This window comes from Campylobacter sp. 10_1_50 (assembly GCF_000238755.1).
GTDB classification, from domain to species: Bacteria; Campylobacterota; Campylobacteria; order Campylobacterales; family Campylobacteraceae; genus Campylobacter_A; species Campylobacter_A concisus_R.
The window spans coordinates 19,564-41,255 of sequence record NZ_JH414889.1 but is presented as its reverse complement, the minus strand read 5'-3'; the positions used below and the strand labels follow the sequence as shown (position 1 = coordinate 41,255).

General features: G+C 36.7%; 22 protein-coding genes. 16 read left to right on the top strand and 6 right to left on the bottom strand.

Annotated elements, in window-relative coordinates; all coding sequences use genetic code 11:
- The first annotated feature begins 182 nt into the window (after positions 1 to 182).
- Entirely contained in the window at positions 183 to 779 is a 597-nt protein-coding gene (locus HMPREF1019_RS08770) for a DJ-1/PfpI family protein (protein ID WP_009295366.1), read from the top strand.
- Positions 780 to 1,084: 305 nt separating this feature from the next.
- Here the strand turns inward: HMPREF1019_RS08770 and nspC are convergent, their stop codons facing one another.
- Positions 1,085 to 2,224: a carboxynorspermidine decarboxylase gene (gene nspC / locus HMPREF1019_RS08765; protein ID WP_009295365.1), complete on the bottom strand. Its 1,140-nt coding sequence runs from the start codon at positions 2,222 to 2,224 to the stop codon at positions 1,085 to 1,087.
- Positions 2,225 to 2,308: 84 nt separating this feature from the next.
- Between nspC and HMPREF1019_RS08760 the strand changes: the two genes are divergently transcribed.
- The 8 genes from HMPREF1019_RS08760 (at position 2,309) to HMPREF1019_RS08725 (ending at position 9,108) form a co-directional block, all read left to right on the top strand.
- Positions 2,309 to 2,530, top strand: coding sequence for a MoaD/ThiS family protein (locus HMPREF1019_RS08760; protein WP_009295364.1), 222 nt, complete (start codon positions 2,309 to 2,311; stop codon positions 2,528 to 2,530).
- Position 2,531: 1 nt separating this feature from the next.
- A complete protein-coding gene (locus HMPREF1019_RS08755) occupies positions 2,532 to 2,966 on the top strand; it encodes a molybdopterin synthase catalytic subunit (RefSeq protein WP_009295363.1) in 435 nt (144 codons plus the stop codon).
- Positions 2,967 to 2,976: 10 nt separating this feature from the next.
- Positions 2,977 to 3,444, top strand: a complete 468-nt coding sequence (locus HMPREF1019_RS08750) for a hypothetical protein (protein ID WP_009295361.1) — start codon at positions 2,977 to 2,979, stop codon at positions 3,442 to 3,444.
- 254 nt (positions 3,445 to 3,698) lie between these two features.
- Positions 3,699 to 5,549: a TonB-dependent receptor domain-containing protein gene (locus HMPREF1019_RS08745; protein ID WP_009295359.1), complete on the top strand. Its 1,851-nt coding sequence runs from the start codon at positions 3,699 to 3,701 to the stop codon at positions 5,547 to 5,549.
- A gap of 11 nt (positions 5,550 to 5,560) precedes the next feature.
- A complete protein-coding gene (locus tag HMPREF1019_RS08740; protein WP_009295357.1) occupies positions 5,561 to 6,526 on the top strand; it encodes an ABC transporter substrate-binding protein in 966 nt (321 codons plus the stop codon).
- Positions 6,523 to 7,320, top strand: coding sequence for an ABC transporter permease (locus HMPREF1019_RS08735; RefSeq protein WP_009295354.1), 798 nt, complete (start codon positions 6,523 to 6,525; stop codon positions 7,318 to 7,320). Before HMPREF1019_RS08740 ends, HMPREF1019_RS08735 begins: the two co-directional genes overlap by 4 nt.
- Positions 7,320 to 8,009 (top strand): ABC transporter ATP-binding protein, encoded by a 690-nt coding sequence (locus tag HMPREF1019_RS08730; protein WP_009295353.1) that lies wholly within the window; start codon positions 7,320 to 7,322, stop codon positions 8,007 to 8,009. Before HMPREF1019_RS08735 ends, HMPREF1019_RS08730 begins: the two co-directional genes overlap by 1 nt.
- Positions 8,002 to 9,108, top strand: coding sequence for an NnrS family protein (locus HMPREF1019_RS08725; protein WP_009295351.1), 1,107 nt, complete (start codon positions 8,002 to 8,004; stop codon positions 9,106 to 9,108). The genes HMPREF1019_RS08730 and HMPREF1019_RS08725 overlap by 8 nt, the downstream gene beginning before the upstream one ends.
- A 2-nt stretch (positions 9,109 to 9,110) precedes the next feature.
- On the opposite strand, the gene HMPREF1019_RS08720 is transcribed toward HMPREF1019_RS08725, so the two are convergent.
- Together HMPREF1019_RS08720 and HMPREF1019_RS08715 are read right to left on the bottom strand one after the other, a co-directional pair.
- Positions 9,111 to 9,749, bottom strand: a complete 639-nt coding sequence (locus tag HMPREF1019_RS08720) for a Crp/Fnr family transcriptional regulator (protein WP_009295349.1) — start codon at positions 9,747 to 9,749, stop codon at positions 9,111 to 9,113.
- A gap of 148 nt (positions 9,750 to 9,897) precedes the next feature.
- The gene (locus HMPREF1019_RS08715; protein WP_009295346.1) at positions 9,898 to 10,311 is read right to left on the bottom strand and encodes an acyl-CoA thioesterase; all 414 of its coding nucleotides are present in this window, start codon (positions 10,309 to 10,311) and stop codon (positions 9,898 to 9,900) included.
- Between the two features lie 90 nt (positions 10,312 to 10,401).
- Here HMPREF1019_RS08715 and ciaB point away from each other — a divergent pair, with 90 nt between their 5' ends.
- From ciaB to HMPREF1019_RS09735, 5 genes are all read left to right on the top strand, one after another.
- The gene (ciaB, locus tag HMPREF1019_RS08710) at positions 10,402 to 12,246 is read left to right on the top strand and encodes an invasion protein CiaB (protein WP_009295344.1); all 1,845 of its coding nucleotides are present in this window, start codon (positions 10,402 to 10,404) and stop codon (positions 12,244 to 12,246) included.
- A 1,021-nt stretch (positions 12,247 to 13,267) separates the two neighbouring features.
- Positions 13,268 to 14,596 carry a putative bifunctional diguanylate cyclase/phosphodiesterase gene (locus HMPREF1019_RS10415; protein ID WP_232210191.1) on the top strand — a complete coding sequence of 443 codons (1,329 nt, stop codon included), beginning with the start codon at positions 13,268 to 13,270 and terminating at the stop codon, positions 14,594 to 14,596.
- Positions 14,597 to 15,259: 663 nt separating this feature from the next.
- Positions 15,260 to 15,796 carry a hypothetical protein gene (locus tag HMPREF1019_RS08700; RefSeq protein ID WP_009295341.1) on the top strand — a complete coding sequence of 179 codons (537 nt, stop codon included), beginning with the start codon at positions 15,260 to 15,262 and terminating at the stop codon, positions 15,794 to 15,796.
- A gap of 25 nt (positions 15,797 to 15,821) precedes the next feature.
- On the top strand, positions 15,822 to 16,886 hold the full coding sequence (locus HMPREF1019_RS08695) for an Lcl C-terminal domain-containing protein (protein ID WP_009295340.1): 1,065 nt from the start codon (positions 15,822 to 15,824) through the stop codon (positions 16,884 to 16,886).
- 11 nt (positions 16,887 to 16,897) lie between these two features.
- Positions 16,898 to 17,374 (top strand): Lcl C-terminal domain-containing protein, encoded by a 477-nt coding sequence (locus tag HMPREF1019_RS09735; protein ID WP_009295339.1) that lies wholly within the window; start codon positions 16,898 to 16,900, stop codon positions 17,372 to 17,374.
- Between the two features lie 1,107 nt (positions 17,375 to 18,481).
- Here the strand turns inward: HMPREF1019_RS09735 and HMPREF1019_RS08685 are convergent.
- Together HMPREF1019_RS08685 and HMPREF1019_RS08680 are read right to left on the bottom strand one after the other, a co-directional pair.
- Positions 18,482 to 18,832, bottom strand: coding sequence for a YolD-like family protein (locus HMPREF1019_RS08685; protein ID WP_034901746.1), 351 nt, complete (start codon positions 18,830 to 18,832; stop codon positions 18,482 to 18,484).
- A complete protein-coding gene (locus tag HMPREF1019_RS08680; RefSeq protein WP_009295337.1) occupies positions 18,825 to 20,093 on the bottom strand; it encodes a Y-family DNA polymerase in 1,269 nt (422 codons plus the stop codon). The genes HMPREF1019_RS08685 and HMPREF1019_RS08680 overlap by 8 nt, the downstream gene beginning before the upstream one ends.
- Positions 20,094 to 20,232: 139 nt before the next feature.
- Between HMPREF1019_RS08680 and HMPREF1019_RS10410 the strand changes: the two genes are divergently transcribed.
- Entirely contained in the window at positions 20,233 to 20,430 is a 198-nt protein-coding gene (locus HMPREF1019_RS10410; RefSeq protein ID WP_232210190.1) for a molybdopterin dinucleotide binding domain-containing protein, read from the top strand.
- Positions 20,360 to 20,590: a hypothetical protein gene (locus HMPREF1019_RS10405; RefSeq protein ID WP_009295336.1), complete on the top strand. Its 231-nt coding sequence runs from the start codon at positions 20,360 to 20,362 to the stop codon at positions 20,588 to 20,590. Before HMPREF1019_RS10410 ends, HMPREF1019_RS10405 begins: the two co-directional genes overlap by 71 nt.
- Positions 20,591 to 20,621: 31 nt before the next feature.
- Here the strand turns inward: HMPREF1019_RS10405 and aroC are convergent, their stop codons facing one another.
- Positions 20,622 to 21,689, bottom strand: a complete 1,068-nt coding sequence (gene aroC, locus HMPREF1019_RS08670; protein WP_009295335.1) for a chorismate synthase — start codon at positions 21,687 to 21,689, stop codon at positions 20,622 to 20,624.
- Positions 21,690 to 21,692 lie beyond the last annotated feature (3 nt).

The window sequence follows — 21,692 nt, the reverse complement described above, 5'->3', positions numbered from 1 at the left end:
GCTAAAATCACACAGCTATGCCGTTTTGCGGCTATTATATCAGAGCTAATCACAAGCAAACCTTAGCAAAAAAGATTACTAAAAATTTTATAAAAAACATTTAAGTTTTGTTAATTTTTATCGTTTTTGATCTGAAAATTTAGCTAAAATAAAGCCAAATTTTAGTTAAAAAGGACTGCGCTATGGATCTTTTTTGTCTTATCTTTGATGACTATGAGACACTTGATCTAATGGGGCCGGTGGAGTTTTTAGCAAGAGTGCCTGAAATGAAGATAAGCTACGTCTCGTTTGATGGTGGGATGAAAATAAGCAAGCAAGGCTTTAAAATAAAAACAAAAAAGCTTAGTAAGATGCCAAAAGAGAGCGTTTTGCTACTCCCTGGAGGTCAGGGCACGAGGACACTTGTAAATGATAGTGAGTTTATTTTGAGACTTAAAGAGTGCGTTTTGGCATCTCAAATTTGCCTAAGTGTATGCACAGGCTCGGCGCTCATCGCTCGCACGGGAGAGCTTGACGGACTAAAGGCTACTTCAAATAAAAGATCGCTTGAGTGGGTGAAAAGTTGCGGCGAGGCGGTAAAATGGCAAGAGCGCGCCAGATGGGTGAGGGCAGGTAAATTTTACACAGCTTCAGGCGTGGCTGCTGGCATGGATATGGCGCTTGGTTTTATCAGCGATCATTTTGGCAAGGAGCTAGCCCAAAAGATCGCAAACGAGACCGAATACAAGTGGCAAAAAAGCTCAAAGATAGATAAATTTGCCAAAATTTATGGGTATTAAATTTAAAATAGCTTGTGACCTTTTGATAAAGTCAGAAATCTACTAAATTTTAAAAAGGATAGCAAGCTAAGATAGCTTTAACAAAAAGTGTCAAGATAAATTTTGTAGAGAATAAATTTAAATCATTTTGGAGTTTGCAGTCTGGCTTTAAATTTGCCAAATTTAATAAGTTTAAATTTTGAAAACGAAAATAGCTTCAAGATAAATTTTTAAATTTAGGCAGCTCAAAGCCATTTTGGCGAAATTTGTAATCCAGATAAATTTGACCTAAATTTAAAAAGCCAAATTTACCTTCAAAACTCAGCCTAGTTTCTGCGCCTATACTCTTCGTAGCCTAGCTCGCGGATCATTTTAACCTCGCCATTTTCTTTTAAAAGCAGAAGATCAGGCAGTTTTATGCCGTTAAATGTCGTATTTTTCACGATGGTGTAGTGGATTTGATCTTCAAAGATGACGCGCTCGCCGATTTTAAGTTCGCTATCAAATTTATACTCCGCGTCGCCCGCTTCAAGCCCCACTATATCGCCAGCTAGGCAGGTATTGCCACCAAATCTATAAGCAAATTTGCCATTTTCACTCTCGCCTCTAACGGCTGGGCGGTAAGGCATGAGCACAGTATCTGGCATGTGCGCCTCAGCTGAGGTGTCAAGGATGGCGATATCTTTCTCGTTGTGCACGATGTCAAGCACGCTGCTTATCAAAAAGCCAGTCTGCCAGCCCACAGCCTCGCCAGGCTCCAGATAGACCTCTACGCCGTATTTTTCGCGGAAGCGCCTAATGATATTTATAAGCAGCTCCACGTCGTAATCAGCCCTCGTGATGTGGTGGCCGCCGCCCATATTTATCCACTTCATCTTTGGTATAAACTCGCCAAATTTCTCCTCAAATGCCTCCAGTACGGTTTGCAAGCTACTAGCACTCTCCTCGCAAAGCGCGTGAAAATGAAGCCCAGTGATGCCATCAAGAAGTTCTGGCTTAAAATTTGCTCTCGTGATGCCAAGCCTGCTAAATTTAGCGCATGGGTTGTAGCTATCAGTTGGGGCGAGCGAAACCTCTGGATTGACCCGCAGGCCACATATGATGCCATTTTGCAGGGCAATCCCTTTAAATTTTTGCCACTGAGCAAAAGAGTTAAACGTGATGTGCTTTGAAATTTTTAAAATTTCATAAAAATCCTCATCTTTAAAGGCTGGGCTATACGTGTGGATCTCGCCTTTTACGTATTCGCTCGCAAATTTAGCCTCGTGAAGCCCACTGCAAGTCGCTCCGTCAAGGTATGAGCCCACCAAGTCCATCACTCCGCTAAATGCAAAACCCTTAAGAGCCACTAAAATTTTAGCTCCACTTTGCTCTTTTACATACTTTAAAAGCTCCAAATTTTTACGTACTTTGGCCTCTTCGCAGACGTAGGCTGGGGTTTTTATGCTTTTTAAAATTTCGTTCATCTTCTATCTCTTTTGTAAATTTTCAAATAAGTATATCTAAATTTATTTTTAAGTAAAATCAGCAAAAATTTCAAAGGATAAAATGTGGTAGAGATCGAATTTCTTGGGCCTATAGGGCTTGAGAGTATAAAAGTAGAAGCAAAAAATTTAGGCGAGGTAAAAGCGGCTTTAAGCGAGAAAGAAGAGCTTAAAAAGTGGCTAAATATCTGCGCTGTGGCTGTAAATGACGAGATCATAAGCGATATAAATTTCGCTCTTAAATCAGGCGATAAAATTTCTATATTACCGCCAGTTTGTGGAGGCTAAGATGCAAATTTATAATGGAAGCTTGGACGTTCAAAGCATCACAAACGAGTGGTATGATAAATTTAAAGATAAAAACTGCGGCGCGCTCATCACTTTTGTAGGCATAGTAAGAGAAGAGGGCGGTATTTCGGCGCTTAGCTTCGATATTTATGAGCCGATCCTTAAAAAATGGCTAGATGCTTGGCAGGAGCGAGCTAAAAAAGAAAATGCCTACGTGCTCTTTGCTCACTCAAAAGGCGATGTACCGGTGCATACGAGCTCTTATGTAGCAGGTGTAGTGAGCCCTCAAAGAAAGGTCGCGCTAAGGCTTATAAACGAGTTTGTCGAGGACTTTAAGGCAAATGCGCCGATCTGGAAATATGACGTGATAAATGGCGAGAGAATTTACGCCAAAGAGCGCAGCCAAGCGATAAATGGCGCCGGACTTTTGGCATAAGAGGGCAAAAATGATAACCAAAGAGAGTAAAAAAGATGTTTTTTGGGCGTTAGCCTTTGGGTTTGGGCTCTTTGTCTTTAGCATCGTTGGATACTTTTATCTTGATCTTGGCACGCCCTCTCTTTTTGGCATCATCGTTGGCGCCATTTCAACCTTTTTTTGCGTTAGAAAGATCTTGCAAAACAACTTTTTTGAGATAGATGATGATGGATTTGCCATCACAAAAGGCTCAAAAAATATCAAATTTTTCTTCAAAGATATCGACGAGATCGCCATTAAGAGCTTTGGCGATAAGAAAAAGGTCGATGCGTTAAGTGTTAAATTTAGAAAAAATCGCCTCGATAGAGATGCGTGTTTTGGCCTAGTGCAGGCACTTGGCGATGATATGATCGTTATTTTTGACAGATATGAGATTTCACAATTTACACTTTCAAAAGAGCTTCGAGATAGGCTAGCTAAATTTAAAGATAGGGCTTAGTTAGGTAAAAAATTAATTATTTTTTTACCCTTTCCTAATTATATATAATTTAAATTTTTATATAATAATTATCAAAATATATAGCAAAATTTTACATTATTTTTGCCTTATTATACTATTTCTAGTAGCTACTTAATTCTATATCTAATAAATTTTTATAAAAATATATGATGATTTATATCAATATCTTATAAGAGTTTTTTATTTATAATTTCGATAAGAAAAATCATAATTGTATTTTAAAAGGAGTTTTTATGAGGCAAGTTTTAAGCTTAATAGTTTTTTCGTCACTGCTTTTAGCAAATGAAGCAAATTTGGACATTATAAAGCCTGTTAAAGAATTTGCGCCACCGCCAATTATAACGCCAAATGTTGTGCAGAGTGCCTTTGTGGAAAATCAGTTTGACCGCACCCAAAGAAGTGAGTATCCATTTGTGACAAATTTGCTTGATAACTCAGCGGATATGTTTCATATCTCAGCTGGGATGTATGGCAAAAGCTTTTACAACTCATCGCTTTTTAAATATCGTGGCACAAATTTTTATACCATTTTAAACGCAAATTTCACCAAGGCAAATAGTTATAAAGACGGAAGTGGCAAAAAATGGGACTATGGCTACAACAGGCAGGGCCAAAGCGCTATTTTAGGTTTCGTGCCAAATGAGCTTAGCGAGCTTAAACTTACGTTTTTAAGGGATAATATCGATAAAGACAAGCAGCCAGAGCACGCGATGGACGCCTTTAAAACGACAAGAAAAGTTGGCAAACTAAATATCAGGCTGGGTGAAGAAGACCTTTCAAATACGCTAAATTTTGAATTTATCCTAAAAAAGATTGAGCGAAAAGCTGATAATTTTCATCTAAGGGATGCTAGCCCAAATGTAAAAGTTGAGATAAAAAGAGATGTGCTTGAGACAAATTTAAAATATGATGTTGATTTTGCAAGCTTTCATAATCAAATAGGCGCTGGCTTTGAAAAAGATAAACATGATGGCAAAAGATACATAAAGCAAGGCAGCAACTGGGTATTTAACGGATACAGATTTGCCGATGTTAAAAATGATAAATTTATGCTTTTTGACACGCTAGCTTATAAATTTAATGAAGCAAACGAAGCTTCTCTTGCTTTAAAATATGAAGAGCAAAGAAGTAAGCTTAACGGACTTGATACTAAATATTTTGCACCAAATCCAGCCATTAGCACCACTCGCGGACTGCTTCGTCAAATTTATGGCAAAGACGTAAGCGATAAGATCGAAAAAGACGCTTTTAGCGCAAGCCTAAAATATAAATTTACGCCAAACGATAAGGATAGCTACTTTGTAAAGCTTGAGAGCTTATCTCGCTTGCCAAGTAATATGGAGCGTTTTAACGCACTTTATGGCGCAGACGATAAAGGCTGGATAGCAAATCCAAATTTAGAGCCAGAAAGACACAATAGAGCAGTTCTTGGCTTTAAATTTGGCAGTCAGTTTTATAAAGAATACCTAAATTCTTTGCAAAACAAAGATGCATTTAGCTTTAGCGGGCATTTCATCGCTGATAGCGTTAAAAATTTGATCATTTTTGATAGACGCCACTCAAAAGCTCCGATGCAACTAAATAAAAACGCAGTCATCTCAAGAAATGTTGATGCAACGCTTTATAGTGTAAATTTCAATACAGAATATAGCTTTGCAAGGCACTTTGGCTTAAAAAGCTCACTTTACTACAACTACGGACAAAACAAAACAGACGGCAGACCGCTTTATCAAATAAAGCCTTTCGAGGCAAATTTTGCGTTTGACTATAAAGACTATGCAAGTTTTGGTAGCTATAACCTTGGCACCGCACTAAGACTAGTTTCAAAGCAAACTAGAGGCGATTTTAGCAAGCAAAATGGCCTAGGTATCGACAAAAAAGAGGCCGCAAAAGGATTTGGTTTGCTTGATCTTTATGGCGGCGTAGAGCTTAAAAACAAAGTCGGCATAAGATTTGGCGTAGCAAATTTATTTGATAAAGATTATGCAGAATTTATCAGCGGTGATCACGTAGCAGCACTTGATCCAGTAGTCGTTCATGCCCCTGGCAGGACATTTTTCATTAGCTTTCACAGCAGTTTTTAAAGGAGAAAAAGATGTTAGATAGAAGAAAATTTTTAGGACTTAGCACAGCTTTAGGCGTTAGCGCATTTGCGCCAAATTTATTTGCAAAAGAGAGCTTTAATATGTGGGGCGCACCAGCGATCCCAAGCGTCATAATGGCAGTTGCTGCACTGCAAGGCGAGTTAAACAAAACTTATGATGTGAGTCTAAATATCTGGAAAACACCAGATCAGCTTCGTGCAGGCGTGGCTAGTGGAGATATTAAAGTCACGATGTCGCCATCAAATGTCGCTGCAAATTTAAGAAATCAAGGGCTTGATTTTGCGATGTTAAATTTACTGACTCTTGGCGTGATGAACGCTATGGTCAAGGACGAAAAGATAAAAAATTTAGAAGATTTTGTAGGTAAAAAGCTAGTCATGCCATTTCGAGGTGACATGCCTGATCTTGTTTTAAGAGCACTTTGCAAGAAGCGAGGCATAGACGTTGGCAAGATAGATATCACCTATACAGCAACACCGCCTGAAGCTCTACTTTTATTTTTACAAAAAGATTTTGATATTTTATTAGTTCCGCAACCTCTTGGCGAAGCGACTATCTTGCGTGGTAAAAAAGCAGGCGTTAGCGTACATTACTCAGTTGATTTTCCAAAAATTTGGGGCGAGAGCTTTAATACAAAACCGATAATCCCAATGGCTGGCATTATCGTAGAAAAAAGCTTTTATGAGAAGAGCTTAAATCTATTTGATACGCTTCATAGCGATCTTAAAAATGCACTTTCATGGATACTTGAAAACAAGCAAAGTGCAGCAAAGATAGGCTCAGGCTACTTGCCAGCTCCAGAAGTGGCACTTGCAAATGCCTTTGATAAGGCAAATTTAACAGTGACAAAAGCAAATGAACTACAAAGTGAAATCATGGCATTTTTTGAAGAAATTTATCAGTTTAATCCAAAATTTCTAGGCGGTAAGATGCCAGATAAAGGTCTATTTTTATGATACTAATCGACGGCGTCAAAAAAGATCGCTCAGCCTTTTTAAAAATGATTGACTATTTTTGGGGTGGATTTAGCGGATTTGCCGTAGTTTTTTTGATCTTAGCTATTTGGCAAGTGGGAAGCGAGTTTAGCTCCCCACTCTTGCTTCCACCGCCAAAAGATGTATTTTTAAAAGCCTGTGAAATTTTGAAAGATTACAAAAACAGCGAGATAAATATAACGCTTTATAGATCACTGATCGGAGTTTGCTCAGCAACATTTTTTGGTATATCTTTAGGACTAATAGCAGGTAGTTTTAAAAGTTTTGCAGCCTTTTTAAAGCCTGTTATTACCTTGCTTTTGTCGATGCCACCAATTATTTGGATAGTGCTTGCTATTTTTTGGTTTGGATTTGGAAATTTTAGCACCGTTTTTACTATCTTTATAACCGTTTTACCGCTTACTTTCGCAAGCTCGGCAGTTGCTATGAGCAGTGTAGATGAGGAGCTAAAAGAGATGTTTGATACCTATCATTTAGGCTTTTTAAAAAAGATAAAACACCTCTACATCCCACATCTTACAAGCTATATCATAAGCTCTGTTAGCGTAGCTGTTGCAATGGGTGTAAAAATAGTCATAATGGCTGAGCTACTAGGTGCAAATAACGGCATGGGAGCAAAGATAGCAAATGCAAGGGCGATGCTTGAAACAACCGAGGTAATGGCGTATGTTCTTTTAAGTATCGCCCTTATCATGCTTTTTGAGTACCTCATCATCGAGCCTTTAAAAATAGCCCTGATGCCTTGGAGAAGATAATGCTTGAGCTTAAAAATGTAGAGTATGAAATTTTAAGAGATAAGGTCGTAAGAAATTTTAATTTAAAGGTAGAAAAAGGCGAAGTGGTGACGCTTTTTGGGCCTTCGGGATGTGGAAAAACCACCATTTTGCGGCTTATTAGCGGACTAAATGAGCCTAGAAAAGGGGAAATTTTTAATAAATTTAAAAAAATGACATATTTTTTTCAAGAAAATCGTCTGCTTACATGGAAAAATGCTCTTGAAAATGTGCTTTTGGTTATGGATAAAGCTGATCAAAACAGCGTTTTAAAGCTCTTTGCTAAGGTTGGCCTTAGTCAAAAAGACGCACTAAAATATCCAAATGAACTAAGCGGCGGTATGCGCCAAAGGGTTGCTTTCGTGCGGGCGATCGTGACAAAACCTGACCTTCTTTTAATGGACGAGCCTTTTTCTGGACTTGACTATGATATGAAAGAAATTTTGATCGATATCGTTAGCCAAAGAGTGAGCGAGGGCATGAGCATAATACTCGTCACACACGACAGGATGGAGGCTGTAAAGATGTCAAATAGAATTTATTTTCTCGCAAATAAAGGTGCGATCATACAAAAAGAGCTTGTTTTAGACGAGGCTTTTAAAGACCGTGATTTTGCATTTATTAGCAAAAAAATAGATGAAAATTTTAAAGGGCAAATTTATTATGATTAACAACTTTTTTACATATCCTATGAGAATATTTTTTCTTACAAGTGCTGCCTGTGCTGTGCTGGGGGCTACTATATTTTTTACACCAACTGATTTTGTGAGTTTGCATAAATTTATATTTTTACACCTTTTTTTGGCACTTGCTTATGCTGGTTTTTTACTCACTGGACTAACCGACTGGACAAATTTCAGCTCATCACTAAAAGTCCACGCTTGCATTTTATTTTCACTATTTACAACTAGCTTTATAGCAGCACTTTTTAGCTTATTTTTAGCACATTTTTTTATCACACTTTTTTGGGCATATTTAGTTATGCTTTGTCTTTATATGATCTGGCGAGATAAAAATCTTGATCAATTTGGCGTACTTGGCTTTTTGTTTGGCATTTTAGGCTTTGAAATTTATTATCTAATAAGTGGCAACAAAAAATTTCTAAATTTACAAGTTTTTATCAACGTGATCGCTATCTTACTCATCTCATACCGCGTTAGTGTCGTACTTGGAAAAGAAGCGTTAAAGAGAGAAAAAGGCATGGATGAAGCTCTTTTTGTGCCAAATTTTATCTATAAAAATATCGCTATTTGCTGCGTTTGCGCCTTTTTGCTTTTAAATATATTTTTTGAAGGAAGCTTAGGTGTCTATTATGCTGCGATAGCTTGCGGAAGCGCGGTGCTTGCAAAGCTTAAAGAGTGGCACTATAAAGAGCTTTTTAGGCATAGTTTTGTGCTTTTATACTATTTTATGCAGCTATTTTTAGCGGTTGGTTTTTTAGGTATCGGCTTTAGCGGTATTTTTGGGCTTCATCTTGAGACAAATTTTATGCATCTAATAGCGATAAATGCAGTAGTATTTAGCGTAATGCTTATCTTTAATGTCGCAGGACTTCGTCATAGCGGTCAAGAGCTTGAGTTTTTACGCCTTAGTAAAATCGCTTTTATTTTAGTTCTTTTAGCTGGCATTAGCAGAGGCATTTTGGCTTATTTTTGGAGTGGCTTTTACATTCATTTGCCTGCAACACTCATAATAATTGCTTTTATATTTTGGCTAATAAATTTTTATGTGATCTTTAGGGATAACGATTTTAGCGATGATCCAGAGTAAATTTAGTTTGTATAACTTTCAAGTTTATCGTGGTCGATGATGAGAAATTCGTGCGGTGTGATCTTTCTGATGATATCGTCTTTGATAAGCTCATTAAAGGCTGTTGAGGCGCTTTGGCGCTTAAGACCAACAAAGCTTGAGAGCACTTTTAGAGAAAACGGCAAAAATACATATTGGTAGCCGTTTTGTTTTAGATCTTGCTCATTTGCAAGCTCGATCAAGAAATTTGCGATCCTGCCCTTTGCGTCCTCAAAGAGTATCGACTTTGTGATCTGGCGCTGCACGATGATGGTGTTTAGCGTGGTTGTTAGTATCTCGCTTGCAGCTTTTTGATTGTGCAAAATTTCACCTATTTTATCCAGTCTAATGACGTAAATTTGGGCATCTTCAAGCACTTCAAAGGCGCAGTTGTCATCGAGTATGGCGATGTTGTTTTTTTCTAAATGATAAAGGATAAATTCCTCGCCATCTTCAAAAAATGAGAGCTTTGCTGAGCCATTTTTTAAGATGATGATCTCGATATCTTCGGTGTAGATCGTGCTTGTCTTTGGTAGCTCTTTAAACTCAAATTTCTTCAGCTCATCTTGTGTTAAGATATCTAAAATATGCGTTTGTAAAAGCCCTAAGCGTGATTTTTTCATCTTTCTCCCAAAAAAGTGTAAGGGCTGATTTTACTTTATAAAGCATTTAAATAAGTTGAAATTTATCTTTTTTGAAGTCAATTTTTTTCAAATTCTTTTAAAAATAGTGATAAATTTAGGGGTTTGGTTGCATAAATTGCAACCAAATTTAAAAGCCGTGCAGCTCTTTTATCTTCTCATCTATCGGTTTTTTGTGTCCATCTTTTGTCACACTGACGTAGGTCGCAGTTGCACTCGTGACATGTATAGTCTCTCTAAAACCGCCGTCATTTAGTCTAAGCGCAGTAACTTCTATCTGTGTTGTTATCGATGTTTTGCCAACTGCGATGATCTTTGCATAGCAGCTTAGCACGTCGCCAACAAAGACTGGTTGCTTAAATATGATCTCTTTCATCGAAATTGTCACAACTCGCTCAGGCGAAATTTCTCTAGCAGCCTGCGCACCTGCAAGGTCGATCTGACTCATTATCCAGCCACCAAAAATATTTCCAGCCGAATTTGTATCTTTTGGTAGCATAACTTGCTTTATGCGTGGCTCGCCAAAGTCCTTTAAAATGTCCATTTTTTGCCTTTTAGATTTTAAATTTTTGGTAAATTGTAGCAAATTTTAATGGCTTTATGCTAAAATCCTGCAACTTTAAGGGATGAAAAGATGAATGATTTTAAAAGACTAAACGAACTTACAAAAGAGCAAAAATCCAAGCTAAACGCGATTTATAAAAATTTAGATGACAAGATCATAACTGAAGCTGTGAAAATTTGCGGTCTTACTGGCACACCAAGCCAAAAGCTAGCCCTTGCAAGAAGGATAGTTGATCTTAAAGTTGATCCACTTCAAAATGAGCTAAAAAAGCTAAATTTAGGCGAGGACGAGCAAAAACGCGTGCTAAATTTGATCTACGGCTACGTTAGAAATTTATATGAAAATCTGCACGCCCAGCTTATAAAAAAGGCACGTGATGAGCAAATTTTAGACCCGTTTTTTCAGGCCTTTGTTGAGGCGATGCACGAGCTTGGGCTTAGTCTAAATACGTGGCAAATTTCATGGCAAGATAAGATAATAGACACCACAAATAAAGAGTTTGAAGCTAAATTTAAAGATTTAAGCCAGGCAAATGAGTTTATCACTAAAAACGCCTTGTTTCAGTGTGATAGTAAGGGCGTAAGAGCTGATAGAACGTATGGCGCGGTAGTAAAAGAAGGTGATAAATTTAACTTTTTGCCTTACGCGCTTGCCTTTAAAGATGAGGTTAGAGAACTTAAAAAAGTATTTATAAAAAACCTTGAAATTTTAAGAAATTTAGCGGAGAGCGACGAGCAAAAATCTTATGTAAAATACCTTGAAAGGCTGCAAAATGCCTTTTGTGAAGAGGACAATGCAAAGGTGATAAACGCTTGGCAAGAGGCTGAGATAGCGTGGATGGATGTAAAAGGAGCGCTTCAGCCAGGCCATCCGCTAGAGTACTACGAGGACGCCTACACGCACGCGGTTGCGCTTGAGTGGGACATCAGGCTAGTTGATAGCGAGGGCATTGACGAGCTTAAATTTAAAGAAAAAGTGACAAAAACTTACGAAAGCGTTTGCGAAAAGATCAAATTTGATAATGCCGCGACAAACAAGGCAGTTAGCGAAAATATCGCTAGAACACAGCTTTATATAAGCGTGCCGATGATCTATTATGCAGCGGAGCTAAATGGGCTTTTTAGCGCTCAAGTCGTGCCAAATGACGAGAGTGTGAGCGCAAAATGTGGCAAGAAAATTTTTGCCTTTGTAAATCACGTCTACGAGGGCGCAAAGGCAAAACCTTTTATGAAGCTTGGGGCTGAAATTTTTAGCAAGGAATTTTTGGATTTTGGTAGGGAAATTTTATTTTTAAAGCCAAAAATTTGGAAAAAAGTATATGAAATTTCAACGATCGGCCATGAGTTTGGGCACATCCTTTTTATCGGACTTGATACTGAGATGAGTATGAATAAAAGTGGCGTCTTTAAATTTATAGAAGAGTATAAGGCGACGACTGGCGGGCTGGTAAATTTCTTCTTGCACGAAGAGGCGGAGTATAAAATGGCCGTCTTTCACGAGCTAATAGCCCGTGCAGTTGGGCTTATCGCGTGGCGAAAGGTCGATGAAGTTAGGGCTTATTACTGCGAGGGGCTCATACATCTTAGCCTGCTTTTTAGGGCTGGAGTGCTTAAATTTGACAGCAAACTAAGTGTGGATATGAGCGAGCAAGCCTACGCCAAATTTAAAGAAATTTGCTTGCAAAACTACTTTGACCTAGCGCAAACATACGCCAAAAAAGCTGATGCGAGTACGTTTTTGGAGAAATTTTGCCAAAAAGATGAGCTAAGCTATCTGCCAAAAGATGAAGAGTGCAAGAAATTTGTGGAGCATTTTTACGCTAGGTACGAGGCTATCGGCAACGACGTCGATGATAGCGGCGAGTGGCAAAGGTGGCAAAAGCTAGCCCAGGAAGCGGAGAGTAGCCGTGCTTGATAGAGTGACAAATTTTCACAACGGCTCATTTTTATTTATATTTGCCCTGATTATTGCTTATTTCTTTGCTATTTATCTGGGAGATCAGTTTTCTATAGATATATTATCTATAAGCATTGAATTTGTAATATCTTTTTTTTTATTCTTTTTACTAAAAAACAGTAGAAATTTATTATCATATTGGCTATATATTTTTTTGGGATTTGCTTGTTTGACTGTATCAAACATTCTTTTGCTTTTTTATGATAAATTAGCTTTTTTACAAGCAAATATTTCACAAGCAAAACTTATACAAATTTTATATCTTGTGCCATTTTCATTATTTTTAATGTCTTTTGTCGTCTTTTTTGTTAAGAAATTAAAAAATGTTGTCTGGCATCAGGTAGCTGTTGATATAATTACTCTATTGCTCTTAAGTATTAGTCTCTTTTGGTTTTTAATATTTGATAGAAAAGTTGAAAATATTCCTAATCAAAGCATGACTATAAACTTTGTTTATGTTCTTATAGATATTTTGATTCTATGTTTTATACTTAATATATCTTATACATTAAATTTTAATAGTTCAAGAAAAAATACATTTATCTTAAAACGTATAAGTATTATTTTGTATTTAATGGCTTTTTTCTTTATATGTATTTGTGATATATATTATTCGTCATGGGCTTTTATACACTTTGGTGGCACTAGATTGCATTATGAGAGTTTATTTAATATTGCTTTTTTCATTATATTTGTTGCATGTTTGCACCTTAAAGAAGGTGAAGCAAATAAAAAGATACGAAGTCAAAGAAAAGATTATAAGAAAGTTATTGTATATAAATTTATAGCTTTTTTTGTTGTGTCGATATTTTTTTTAAGTATTTATAATACTTGTAGGCTTTATTCTGTATGGATGATTTTTATTTTAATGATTTTAATGGTTTATGTAGCATTAACATATGCTATACAAAGCGCAATTGTCATGAAAGATTTGGCAAAAAAAGAGAGATATATTATTGCAACAATCGATGAAGACATTATGCGTAGTTTAGAAGAACTTAGAAAAAAAAATGAGCGCTTAAGGCAGCTTAGCGAATTTGACTCACTGACTGGGCTTTTAAATAGGCAGTCATTTTTAAGCAAACTTTCAGAGATGATAAAAACCAAAGCGCTTGGCGAGAGGATAGATATTTATAGCATCGACATCAACCACTTTAAGGCTATAAACGACTCATACGGCCACTACGTAGGTGATGAGGTGCTTTTAAAGCTTTCTAAAAATATCAAAGCGATCTTGCCAGAGGGCGCTATCATCTCAAGGTTTGGTGGAGATGATTTTATGATAGTTTTAAAGCGAAAAAATGAGGGGCATTATAGAGAATTTTTATACTACCTGCTAAACATCATAGCCGAGCAAATCTCAGTTGGCGACTATAAGATAGCTCTTGGAGCAAAGGTTGGCGTTAGCTCAACGCAAACAAGCGAAATCTTAGCTGATGATCTTATCATGCAAGCTGGAGCTGCACTTGATGCAGCCAAAAGAGATGTCAATACAAAATATGTCTTTTATGATGATATAAAAGAGATCATTCAGGAGAAAAACTACATAGAAATTTTGCTAAATTCTATGAATTTTGATGAGGAATTTAGTCTAAATTTCCAGCCGCAGTATCTACTAAATGGTAAAAAGATAATAGGCGCTGAGGCTCTTATAAGGTGGAACTCTCCGGTAAAAGGCTTTGTAAGTCCGGCTAAATTTATCCTAGTTGCTGAGCAAAGCTCTATCATAAATACAATAGGAATATGGGTGGCAAAAGAGGCCATAAGGCAGATGAGCTACTGGAACAAAAAGTATGGCATCAGCCTAAAAGTTGGCATCAACATCTCGCCAAAACAGGTTGATAATGTAAATTTTGCATCAGATATCTTTGGCTATGTCGAAGAATTTGGCATGGATCCAAAGTGCGTTGATATCGAGCTTACAGAGGCAAGCCTCGTCAATGCCGAAGAGATCATGCAAACAGTCTTAAAGAAATTTTCAGATAAAGGCATGAGCATCTCGATCGATGACTTTGGCACTGGCTTTTCATCGATGAACTACATCAAAAAGTATCCGCTAGATAGGTTAAAGATCGCAAAAGAGCTAGTTGATAATATCGCTATAAATGAGATCGATAGAGACGTTGTAAAAAGCGTTATAACGTTAGCTAAAAATATCGAGTTAAAGACGATCGCTGAGGGTGTTGAAGATGAAACTCAGCTTGAAATTTTAAGAGAGCTAGGTTGCGATGAGATACAAGGCTATTTCTGGGGCAAGCCGATGAATGCTAAAGACTTTGAAGAGCTTATAAGAAGCACATTAGATTAATATCAATTTAAATTTTAGAGTTAGATTTGATTAATATTTAAGTGCTTAAAACTTCTGTCTAAAAAATAGAAGTTTTTCACGAGTTTTTCACAGGGTTAATAACTTTTTAAGAAAATTTTTTATTTATAAAATTATCTCAACAAAATTTGAGCTAAGAATAATTATATTAAATAAAATTTGTTTTTTATTATAATTATAAAAGTAAAGAGTAGGTATTACCAAGGATATGGTCTTATAAACTTGGTGAAAATTGTTATGTTTGTGGTGGTGTAAGTAATATAAAACACATAGATTTAGAAATTTACTCCATTTTTTAGAATTTGCCAGTCTTCCTTCCTTATCTAAGTCTTTTGTAAAAAGGTAAAATTCAACAGTTGGTTCTTACTATTTTTAAGACTGGTATTAAAAAAAGTAAAAGTTTGGCCTATTTGTTGCATTGCTAATTTAGTTTATATATCATGATTAAGCCTATTTATTTTATACAACTGGTATTCTATTATTTTATGTAATTTTTAATAAAAAGATTGTCTAGTTATTGCTCAAAGACCCAGAAACATCAAAACCTTTGGGCTCTGCGAGTAAAAATAAACATAAAATATAAAGTTAAAAATAGAATAAGAAGATTTTATATAGAATAAATAATTCTAAAAATATAGGTTTTATATGGTAACTAGAGAGATAAAATGTAGGTATTGTCAAGGATATGGATTTATAAGAGCAGACAAAAACTGTCCTGTATGTGGAGGGACTGGTAAAGTAACCCAAACTGATTTGGAAATTGGTAAAAAACTTCCAGATGCCGCTCAAGGAATTTTTGACACTATCTTGATGATATTTGAAAAACCTTTGATTTTTTTCATATCTGGGTTAATTTTATATGCTATTTGTAAATATCAACTAGAGTTGGAGTTAGGATATATAAGCGGAGCTCTTATAGTCGGTTCTTTTCTTCATGTATTTAATATCTTTAGTAAAGATTTTGGTAAAATTCATAAGATACTTATAACTGCTTCTATTATATTATTTGCAATGCTATTCCTATATATTCGTAAAAGTCAAGACCCCAATGCAGACCTGCTGTATATTCTAGGTTTTTTATTTGTAAATTTTATAAGTTTTTACAAGTCATATTATAAATTTGCTTGTGGTGTTATAGCGTTTGCAGTAGTAGGTTTCTTTCTAAAATATATTTTTAGTTAATTAAAGCATTTTAAAGGAGTTTGTAATGAAAACATTTTTTATTTATATTTTGTGTATAACTTTACCTAGTTTAATGCTAGCAAACTCTCAACTTGCTATTGTTGGCAAAACATATAACTCTCTTAGGATGATAGGAGATGAGGAGTATCGCAATGAAGTGATGCGTACAGATATGGCCATTTATGGCACTTATGCTATTCTGGGTGGACTTATTAGCGTTTTTGGTTCACTTGGGGCACCAAAAATTAAAGAACCAAAAGGTTCTCTTACTGAAGCACTTTCTAGTCTAGTTATAAAAGGTGGCGGAAAAGTATATATAGACGATGTTTATAAAGGTCAGACCCAAGAGAATTCAGCACTTATTGTTAATGTATCGGCTGGCAAGCATAAAGTTTTAGTGGTCTATCAAGATGATGATTACATATCTTATGGTGAGATCAAGGCTAGTGTTGGAGATGGGGTTCGACAGCCTATTGTTGTCAATGCAGATAATGTTTCAATGACAAAAGAAGGTTATGAAAGAAAAAAACAGGCCAAAGAAAAAGCAGCCGAGGCAAAAAGACAACGCGAACTAAAAAATGCAGAAGAAGCACGCCAAAGAAAAATCATTGAAACTGAAAAAACAAAACAAAAAGAGATACAAAAGCGTCATGATATGGAGAGAATGGCAAAGCTAAAAGAAGAAGGTGTTAGTAAGAGGTTTAAAGCATACCAGGCAAAATTTTACAGAGATGGCAAACTTGATGTAGTCATAGATCCTACTACAAATTTAATGTGGCAGGACGGTAAAAGTATAGCCTTGGCAAATAATCTAGAAGAAGCAAATAATTATTGCAAAAGATTAGATTATGCAGGTTTTAAGGATTGGAGAATGCCTGTTTTGATTGAGTTGGAAACCACAGTAGACAATAGCAAATCAAATACAATGATAGCTGATACATTTAAAAATTTAAGTGAAACCAAAGCATACTGGTCAAGCACTCTAGATGCCAGAAAACCTAATGGAACTATTATTAAAGCGGTTTCTTATATTGATTCACATCCAAGACCTCCGCTGGCAGTTAGATGTGTTCGTGATATAAACAAATAAAGGGAGTAAATATGTACTTTAAAAGAATACTATTTTTTGCAACTATTTTGTTCATATTTGTCGGATGTGGACATCTTGATTTAAATGCAGTCAGTAGGCAAGAAGCACTAAACACAAGATGTGACAGAGACTCTAACAATGATACTATTACTTGTAAAGATAAGATTTTTGATAAACTAATGTGGCAAGATAATACTTCTCCTATGTTAGACTGGAACCAGGCAAAAGAGTATTGCAAAAATTTACAGTATGCTGGCTTTAGTGACTGGAGACTACCTACTAGACATGAGTTTTTAACTATCACTGATTTTTCAAAATTTAATCCAGCAGTAAAAAATATTTTTGGTAATATAAAAAATGGTAGATACTGGTCATCAACTATCAATACCAATAGTAGTGCATATGCTTTTGAAGTATATGGTGGAGACGATTTAATAGAACCGATGAGTATAGTGTATAATGTAGTATGTATAAGAGAAGTTAACTAAAACTTATCTTATAAAGAAAAGGACTATGAGATTATATTTATTTATGATTTTCGTTCTGGTCTTATATTTTTCAAAAAGTGTCCGTTAGCTGCCTTATTGACTGCTTTTTATGAAATTATCATTATTTTTACTTTATTTAAGAAGGTTATTTTGACTCCTATCTTTTTTGTATTTAAGTTGTTAAATAAGGCGACTATTTTCTAAATAGTTTTTACTATCTTGCAATAAAGTTAATAAAATATGAAATGTTTACTGATATTATCAATATATTTTATTCTCTGATTTCTTGCGAATATTGAAATTAGAATAAAAGTTAATCTTTTTTAAGCCGTGATGTAAAATCGGGGAAAATTACTTTATTAAATTGGCTCTCTCGGTTTTGGTATTAATTTTATTACAAAAACCTTTTCAATAGTTCATCTTCTCTCTTTCTAAAGGACCCAAAATTATTTATTTTGTAGTTATGCTTTAAATCTTTACTGATATCCTGTAAATTTCATCATATTCTACTAAGCTAATAGATTAGGGGAAACATTTGTAATATTTTTTATTGGTAGTATTAGGATTAAGGACTGGGCTTAAAATACTGACTCAATATTGTCTTGAGTATATAAATATCAGGCATAATAAACTCTAACTTTGACAATATAATTGTTGCAATCTAAGATAACAATATGATTTTATTATTTCTAAAAAATTCAAAATATACAAGTTTATTTTATTCAGAATGATATGAAAAACTATCTTTATAAAAATTATTCATTATGGTAATGTTTATGACTTCTCAAATAAAATCTAACTCTCTAAGCATAGAGTAGTTTAACTAATTGAGTATAAATTTTTTATCATCATATCAAATGCTGGCGTTTTATTAGATACCATCTTGGTTGCTTGGCTAATTACTTTTCTAAAAACTTAAGTAATCTCTACTATTTCTATAGTTTTTATAACGGATGAAAGACTATATAGTTCATATGAATCCTTCTATAAAATTTAGAAATAGGATATGTATTTATTTTTTAACTTTTCCATGTTTATTAGTTTTCAAAAATATTTTTGTATCATATCTCAATATTTATTTATATATTTTTTAGATAATAGTTAATTTTAAGACCATAGATAAAATGGATAATGGTTTGTTTTCTGCAACCTTCTAACTATCTCAACCTCGTTTATATCTTCAAATTTGATCTTAGTTTTTACGATCATGAGGGTTTTATCTTTGAAATTTACATCTGAGACTAGACCGCTAGTTTTTACGTAAGTAAAGCCGTCGTGGTAGCTCACACGCACCTCATCAGCTATCTTTATATCGCTTAATTTTTTTAAAATTTCATCGACTTTGCTCTCATCAAGCTCTAGTTTTTCGCATTTTTCTCGCTCTTTTTGGCGCAAGGCTCGCTCTAATGTAGAAAGAGGATTAAACGAGCTAAAAATTTTCGCCCTATCTTTACTCACCGCTCTTGTGCCCTCCGATCTTTTTGTTTCTATCTTGCCCAGTCGCCTCTGGTAGCAGGTCGATCGCACGCAGGATCGAGTTTTTGCCAAATTTCTCTTTTATCAAATTTAGCGACTTTAGCACCGCTTTTTCTTTGGCGTCATCTTCAAATAGGCTAAACTCAACCAAATTTTCTTTTACCACATCGTTTGCCGATATGCCTATTTGCCTGATTAGCCCAGCATTTTTTATCTTGTTTAAAAGTAGCTCCTCAGCCGCGCTCATCAGCACGCTTGAGATATTTGTTGGCGTTTTAAACCTCACGCTTGCACGTTGCTGAGGCTCGAGCTTATCGGCAAATCTCACATTTATCGTTAGCCCACTCGCCCTCACATCTTTGTTTATGAGCCTAAGCGCGAGCCTGTCAGCCATCTCTTTTAGCACGATCACCGCCTCGCAGCGCTCGTAGTCTCTAGGCAAAATTTCCGAGCTAAAGTAGGACTTCGTGCTTGGTTTATAGGCCTTTATCTCAGCTATCGTCGTTGGCTCTATGCCGTTTGCGTGATCTATCGTGATGTAGGCATCGACGCCAAAAATTTTTTCAAGCAGGCTTTTTGGCGCATTTGCGATATCCTTCATGCAAAAGATGCCGCATTTTTCGAGCTTTAGCCTAGTTTGCTTACCGATACGCCAAAAGTCACTTAGGGGCTGATGCGTCCAGAGCTGCTTTTTATAAAGCTCTTCGTCAAGATAGGCGATGCCGTCATCTTGGTGCTTTGCTAATATATCAAGCGCGATCTTTGCGAGGTATAAATTTGTCCCCATGCCACAAGTCGCCGTCACACCAGTCGTTTTTAAGATCTCATCCATCATCATCTTCGCCATCTCTTTTGCGCCAAGAGCGTAAAATTTCAAATAAGAAGTGAGGTCGATAAAGCACTCATCGATCGAATAGACGTAGATGTCCTCTTTGGAGACATATTTTAGATAAATTTCATAGATCCTTGCGGCGTAGTCTATGTAAAACTGCATCCTAGGCGGCGCGATGATAAATTTGATATCTCTTGGTATCTCAAAGAGCCTGCAGCGGTTTTTCACCCCTTTTGCACGAAGCGCAGGGCTAACAGCTAAGCAGATGCCGCCACTGCCACGACTAGCGTCAGCCACGACCAGATCAGCCTTAAATGGATCAAGCCCGCGCTCTACGCACTCAACCGAGGCGTAAAAGGACTTTAGGTCGATAACGGCGTAAATTTTGCTCTTTGGATTTTCATTTTTCATGAGAGGATTATAGATGAAATTTGGTAAAAGTTAGTTTGCAAATTTTGTTTGAAATGGCTTAAAAATTTAATAAAAATCTTTTAGAAAAAGGCTAAATTTGAGTGCAAAGACCACGCGCTAAAGATACCAAAATAACTCCGTGATCAGAAACTATGCCAAGCTGAGTGTAAGAGAGCCGATACTAATAAATGTAAATGACGCCAAAGCAAAGGGCGTCTCAACTGGCGACGTGGTGAGAGTATTTAACGACAGGGGTGAAATTTTAGTTGGCACGCTTGCTACTCATCATCCCAAAGCACGTCATTGCCATCTGCGAAGGTGCATGTTACGACCCTGAAGTGCTAAGCAAAAGAGCCTTTGCAAGCCATGACTGCGTCAATGTCCTAACTCACGACAAAGACATATCTGGCACCACTCAAAGCAACTGCGGACACGGGGTCTTAGCAAATTTAGAAAAATTTAAAGGCAAGATCAAGTTGGTCGCTGTAAATTTCTAAATTTAGCCCTCATTTTGGGGGCAAATCAAATTTAGCCGTAAATTTTCTTTAAATTTTCAAGCTTTGTGCTTGCATTTAGCAGTAGCATATCAGCTAGCACTAGCCTTATCATCGCGGTTGCTACGACGCTGCCACGTATGCCTATGCAAGGATCATGCCTGCCTCGTAGTTCAAAATCCACCGCCTCGCCAGCTAAATTTAGCGTCTTTTGCTCTTTAAATATCGAAGGCGTTGGCTTAAAATGGCTCTTTAGCACTATTTCAGCACCACTGCTTATGCCCCCAAGTATGCCACCAGCGTTGTTGCTCAAAAAGCCAAGCTCGTCCATCTCGTCGTTGTTTGCTGAGCCAAGCATAGAGCTTACATTTACACCAGCGCCGATCTCTACGGCTTTTACTCCGTTTATGCCCATTAAGACCGCCGCTAGAGCGCTATCAAGCCTATCATAAAGTGGCTCGCCAAGACCAGCTGGCACGCCTCTAGCCACGCTTAAAACCACAGCTCCAACGCTATCGTGCTCGCTTCTAGCTTTATTTACCGCCTCTTTCATCGCCTCCTCGTTGCCAAGGGCGTAAATTTGCGAATTTTTGGCAAAATCAAAATCAATCTTGTCGCTAACAACTTTGCCAATGCCAAGCACGCCGCTTAAAACCTCGATCTTAAATTCATTTAAAAGTAGCTGTGCAAATGCCCCACCAGCAACCCTTACAGCTGTCTCTCTGGCACTCGCACGCCCGCCACCTCTGTGATCTCTGATGCCATATTTTTTAAAATATGTAAAATCAGCATGCCCAGGGCGGAAAATTTCACGTAAATTTTCATAGTCATTTGACTTTTGGTTGTTGTTAAAAATGGCAAAACCTATCGGTGCGCCAGTGCTTATGCCATCAAAGACGCCACTAAAAATTTCTATCTTATCAGCCTCGTCTCTTGCCGTTGTGAAGCTACTTTGCCCAGGGCGACGCTTATCAAGCTCGCTTTGGATGAAGTCTGCATCGATCTTTAGTCCAGCAGGTAGGCCGTCTATCACGCCACCGATCGCCGCCCCATGGCTCTCGCCAAAGCTAGTTAAGGTTAGTTTTTTGCCAAACGTATTCAAAAT